General features: G+C 60.9%; 4 protein-coding genes. 3 read left to right on the forward strand and 1 reads right to left on the reverse strand.

Annotation, left to right across the window (positions count from 1 at the left end; translation table 11 throughout):
* Window positions 1-631: 631 nt before the first annotated feature.
* The 3 genes from IH881_19920 (at window position 632) to IH881_19930 (ending at window position 4,765) form a co-directional block, all read left to right on the forward strand.
* Window positions 632-1,426, forward strand: a complete 795-nt coding sequence (locus IH881_19920) for a hypothetical protein (GenBank protein MCH7869969.1) — start codon at window positions 632-634, stop codon at window positions 1,424-1,426.
* 82 nt (window positions 1,427-1,508) lie between these two features.
* The gene (locus tag IH881_19925; GenBank protein MCH7869970.1) at window positions 1,509-3,923 is read left to right on the forward strand and encodes a TonB-dependent receptor; all 2,415 of its coding nucleotides are present in this window, start codon (window positions 1,509-1,511) and stop codon (window positions 3,921-3,923) included.
* Between the two features lie 83 nt (window positions 3,924-4,006).
* Complete coding sequence (locus tag IH881_19930; GenBank protein ID MCH7869971.1) at window positions 4,007-4,765, forward strand: DUF1295 domain-containing protein; 759 nt, start codon at window positions 4,007-4,009, stop codon at window positions 4,763-4,765.
* 129 nt (window positions 4,766-4,894) lie between these two features.
* On the opposite strand, the gene IH881_19935 is transcribed toward IH881_19930, so the two are convergent.
* The coding region (locus IH881_19935; protein MCH7869972.1) for a 2,3-oxidosqualene cyclase at window positions 4,895-5,907 on the reverse strand (1,013 nt) is incomplete at its 5' end.

Raw genomic sequence — 5,907 nt, forward strand, 5'->3', positions numbered from 1 at the left:
TCCCAGAGTTCCTTCTTCTGCGAAGCCGAAAACCTCGCTCCTCTTGTTCTTGCCATCTGCGACACCTCCTGGGTTATGAGCTAAAACAGAAGATGTTGCAGCGACCGGTTGAACCTACCCCGCATTCCGTTCAGTAGAGCGGGAGAGTGGAGAAAGACCACCGCACTTGGCCGGGCAGGAAGCGAGCCAACCGGAGTATCTCGGCCACCGGGCACAAAGCGTTCACTCGAATGTTTTCCGAGGCCAGTTCCAGTGCCATACAAGGTTCCCAGAGGGACCAGACCGGCACGATCGCCGCCGTGGCACCAGCACGCGCAGCTCGGCGCGATGCTGACTGCTGCCTTCTGACCCAATACGCGATTTCGCCCACAAATCCATGACCAGCCGCCCTGTCACCCTCGGGGAAGGGCCTTGGCGCGAGACACGCCCCAGTCGTCTCTCAGCGAGAGGAACCGCTTCGTCTCCGGATATTCCCGCGCGCTCGCTGTATAGTGTGGCGTTGCATCCAGAGGGGTATTCACTGTTGTGCGGTTGCTTCACCATGCCGCGGTGCCATTCACGAAGCGGCGACGAAAGGAACCTAATGCATACGGAAGCTCTTCTCTCGACGAGTTCGTTACGGCGAGCATGCATGCTGGGCATTGTGTTATCCGTGGCGATACTCGCCACCAATGCCGAGGCACTCCCCGAGCCGAAGGTGACGATCACGTATAGCTTGGAGACCATCGACGGCGGGGCTTACCGGCAGCAGATCTCTGGTACGCCCTTAGGACTTGGAGACGTCGAATACGTCGTCGATGTAGTGGACTCTGGAGACCCAAGCGTGGACGTCTTCGTGGACAATCCCCTCCTCGTCACCATCGAGTTCACCGCGGATTCGCCGGGCGGCAACATCGTCGATGGACCCGTGGAGCTCACGGATACGCACTTCGAGCGGGAGTTCGAGATCAATGCGTCGGGCCTATCACTCGTGCATACGACCATCAGTACCATGCTGTCGCGAAAGGGCACCGGCACCCTATCCGGCTCGACGATCACCTGGGATAACGTGGTGGGTGTGAACGCATACCAGGAATCGGTCATCGGCGAGTCGACCTGCACAGGCTTTGGTTGCGGCTTTGTGACGGATCCGTTTCCGAGAGACCTGGACGGAATCGACGACGTCCCTCTGCCGACCTTCACCGTGTTCACGAACACCAGCTTCGGAGACGCCTTCGCAAGCGATAACGGAACGCCGGGCGACCCCTCGGACGATATCGATCGACCCGATGCGGATGCTACGGTGAAGGACACCTGGCAAGGCGTGGAAGTTGTTCCCGAGCCCAGTCGCGAGATCCTCTTGCTTGCGGGTGTGCTCGGGCTCGCGGGGCTCAGTCGCCTGCGCGAGCGCGGCGGCGCTTCCGCCCTCTTCGCGAGCTGCCGCTAAGCGCTTCGAAGCTCGGAGCCCCGCGCGCGGTCGACATGGGAGCCCTGGAACGACGACTCCGCGTGGTGGGTGAGAGTGAGTCTTGATGTGGTGGAATGATCGCCGGCGCGGCCAGGCCTGGCTCCTCGTCGTCGCGGTCGCGTTCTTCCCGTTCGGAGCGAGAGCACAGGATGACGGTCTCGACGGTGGTCTCGGCGAATCCGAATTGGCAGACGTGCGTGCCGACGACGAGCCGCACGCGGGCATCGAAACGATCACGGTCACCGTACAGAAGCGCTCACAGAAACTGCAGGAGGTGCCCGCTGCGGCGTCGGCCATCTTGGGTCAACAGCTCGATGCCGCCGGCATCACGCAGCTACAGGATATCCAGGCCTTCGTTCCAAGCATGCATTACGGCCAGGAGCGGGGCGAGGCGAAGATCACGATCCGCGGCGTGTCGAATGCCCAGGGCACCGATCAGTCGACGGCGGTCCACATCGACGGCATCTATCAGAACCGCGCGAGATCGATCACGGCGCTCACCTTCTTCGATGTCGAACGCGTCGAGGTTCTCCGCGGACCCCAGGGCACCCTCTACGGTCGCAACGCCACGGGTGGCGCGATGAACATCATCTCGACTCCACCGAGCCCGAACTTCGAGGCTCTCGGCGACTTTCAGTTCGGCGACTACCACCAGACGATGGTCCGCGGCGTGTTGAATGTGCCGGTCGTCGAAGACCTCGCCGCTGTGCGTTTGAGCGGCTTCTGGGAGAACCGCGACGGCTACCAGGAGAACCTCTATATCACGGGCTCCGATCAGGACGCCGACGACGCCAGCGACTTCGGTATCCGCTCCCAGGTGCTGCTGACACCGGACGATTCGCTCGAAATGACGTTGCGCTTCAACTACGCGAGGAAGCTTGGCGTCGGCTACGCGCTGAAACGCGATGGGCCAGAGCCCGATTTCGTCGATTTTCCGTTCCTCCCGCCCCCCCTCAATGAGCAGGATATCTACGACGGAGCCACAGACAATCCCGAGAACGAGCGGCACGTCTACCTGGATGCAAAGGGCGACATCGACAACGAGATGATCAGCGGCAACGCCGACATCCAGTGGCAATTGCCTGAGATCCCCTTCTTCGGTGCGACGAAGCTGCGCGTACTGGGTTCATACACCGACTTCGACGACTACAGCGTCAACGATCAGGACTACTCCGACGTGCCGCTCGCGGTTGCCAATCAATGGTGGGCGGGCAACGAGTGGGTCGGTGAAATCGACTGGTCGTCCGACTACGGAGGAGATGGCGGCTGGCTCTTGGGGATCTTCCATCTCGGAACGACGGGCGACAACACCATCGATGCGCCCGCGACAATACCGCTCCTCAACAATGTAAATACGATTATCGATATCCCCGTACCCTTCCACCAGGACTTCGAATCGAGCGCCTATTCGATCGCGGGCTTCGTGAACGGCTGGTATCACATCACCGACAAGCTTCGGATCGAGGCTGGAGTCCGCTACAGCCACGATTGGAAGACGTCGGACCTCGTGAGTCCGATCATCTATCTCGTCGACGAATTTGGCGATCCGACGAGCTTCGCGCTCTTCGAAGCGATCGATGATCATCGCTCCGAGAACTGGGGCGAGCCGACCGGCAGCATCAGCCTCGACTATCCGATCACGGACGAATCCCTCGTGTACGGCCGCTTCGCAACGGGCTACAAGGCGGGTACGCTGAATAACGACATTGCTCCGATTGGCGGCGAGTTCGGCAACGATCCGGACTGCGACCCCGACCAGGGCGGTGACCCCGACGCCCCGGATTGCGGCGATGGAATCTTCTCCCCGGAGGACGCCGATCCCGAGAACCTCTACGCCCTCGAGGCCGGCCTGAAGAACAAGCTGTTCGACAACCGACTCTTGTTGAACGTCACCGCGTTCATCTACTGGTACAACGACCTGCAGGTGAGCCAGCTATTCGAGGCTCAGAACTTCGTCGAAAACGCAGCGAACGCCCGCATCTTTGGCATCGAGCTGGAATCCACCTGGCTCCCGATCGACCCGCTCACGCTCGAGGCTCAGTTCTCATTTCTGGACACGCTTTACACCGACTACGAGGGTTGCCTCGACGCAAAGGATTTTTCGAAGCAGGACTGCACCGGAAACCAACTCTCCCGCGCACCTCGCTTCTCGGGCAGCTTCACCGCGACGTACGAGTTCGACCTCGCGCGCTTCGGCAGCGTAACGCCCTTCGCGCAGGTCTACGCATCGGACGAGGTCTTCTTCCGCCCGACCAACGAGCCGGCCGACACCCAGGACGCCTATTTCCTGCTGAACTTCCGCCTCATGTGGCGGAGCGAGGGCAGCCGCCTTGGCTTGGATCTCTTCATCGACAACGCCCTCGACAAAGACGTGGCCACGACCAAGATCGTCGGGTCGAGCCTGCTCGGCTCGCCACTCGTCGACGCCTATGACCGCCCGCGCACGTTCGGCGCGCGCGCGTCCATTGCGTGGTGATGACTGTATGGTGTTATCCATCAGCCGAGTTCGGGCAGAATGGGCCGATGGACCAAGGGAAGGTAGATGTAGATGAGACCGTGATGAGTGAAGCGGAAATTCATTCCTGGGCAACCTGGCTCGAGATTCTCCTGGCGGGGGTGACCTGTATGGCGCTGCTCTTCATCACAGCGCCATATGGCCGTCATCAGCGCTCGGGTTGGGGACCCACGGTTCCCAATCGCGCTGGCTGGATCTTCATGGAGATGCCCGCGGTGGTGCTCTTCACCTGGATTTTCATGCAGGGGGAGCATCGCACCGAGGCCGTGCCCCTTGCTTTCCTTGGCCTTTGGCAGCTCCACTACATCCACCGCGTGTTCATCTTCCCCTTTCGCTTGCGTACAGAAGGAAAGCGCATGGCCCTGTTCATCATGGGCTTGGCCATCGCATTCAACACCCTCAACGCCTATGTAAATGCGCGCTGGATTTCACATTTCGGTGCATATGGAAACGACTGGTTGCTGGACCCTCGTTTCATTGCGGGGGTATCGGTATTCATGCTCGGCTTTGGAATCAACCTGAAGGCCGACCAGATTCTGCTCGACCTGCGCAAACCTGGGGAGGCAGGTTACAAGGTGCCGCGAGGATGGCTTTACGAGTATGTGACTTGCCCCAACTATCTCGGTGAAATTCTCGAGTGGCTGGGTTTTGCCTTGGCGACCTGGTCGCTTGCCGGTTTGGCCTTTGCGCTCTACACGGCAGCAAATCTCGGGCCGCGTGCCTTCGCCAACCACCGCTGGTACCGCGAACGGTTCCCGGACTATCCAAAACACCGCAAGGCATTATTTCCTTTCTTGTTCTAATCATTTCGAGCCCGAAGGCCTCCCATCACCGCACCCGGGCAGCAACTCCCGCAGAGGAATTCGACTCGGAGTCTGAGCGACGATCGGTAATGAGGGTGGTCGCGCGTGTTCTCGTCAGGTAGAGCGCGGCTAAATCGAATCGGATTCTTGTGGGACTGCCGGCTCCGGGGAAAACGCCAATCGCTCCAGCCGCCGCGATTCGTAGAGTGACAGCGCCCAGAGCGGGAAGTACTGGCGGTAGAGGGTGTAGTCGAGTAGCGCCGTGCGAAAGAAGACACCCGCCGGATCCTGTCGGGGCCAGCCGCCCGACTCCTCTTGCTGCTCGATCAGGAAGCGCGAACCCCGAACGATGGCTCCCCAATCCGGGTCGCGCGCCGCGAGTAGCGTCATCAGCGCCCAGGCGGTTTGAATCACCTGGCTTTCTCGATGTTCAACATAAGCGCCGCTCACGCAGCTGGCGGGATCCTCTCCCCATCCGCCGTCTGCTCGTTGTCTTGCCCGAAGCCAATGGCACGCCCGGCGAATGGCCGAATCGTTGGGCTTGGTACCCGCGGCGAGGAGTCCTCGCACACCAAATAGTGTTCCATAGATGAAATGCACACCCCAGACGCCGCGCCAGGAACCGTCCGAAGCCTGCGAAATCAGCAAGCGCTCGTGCGCGCGCGCAATCGCCGGCTCGATCTCGCCACCCAGATAGTTCGGATAGTGGCGTCGAAAGCTGGCGAGCGCTGTGATGCACGAAGCGGTGCACTCGACGTGGGAGTGTTCGGTCATTGAATCCCCGAACATTTCGGCCGGGTTCAACCATTCGAGTCCCACCCTGGATCGCCGCGCCTCGTAGCTTCCGAATCCACCGTCTGAGTTCTGGCAGCGGAGGATGAAGCGCACCGCGTTACGGCTGTCATCGGCGTCGAGGATTGCCGTCGGTGTACTCAGCAACGCCTCCAACGCTTCGGCCGTGCAGTCACTGACCGGCCATCCATGCCACACGCTCGCAAAACACCAACCCCCCTTTGGATCCAACCGGTAGGCTTCCCGGTATCCCGGAAAGGTCTCCCGGATCTGTTGGCTGTCGAGGAACGCGGCGCCTCGCTTGATCGCCGTTTCGACTTCGGCATGCAGGCTCGCGGCGGTCAGCGCTC

The sequence above is a fragment of the Myxococcales bacterium genome, from assembly GCA_022563535.1.
GTDB lineage: Bacteria > Myxococcota_A > UBA9160 > UBA9160 > UBA4427 > DUBZ01.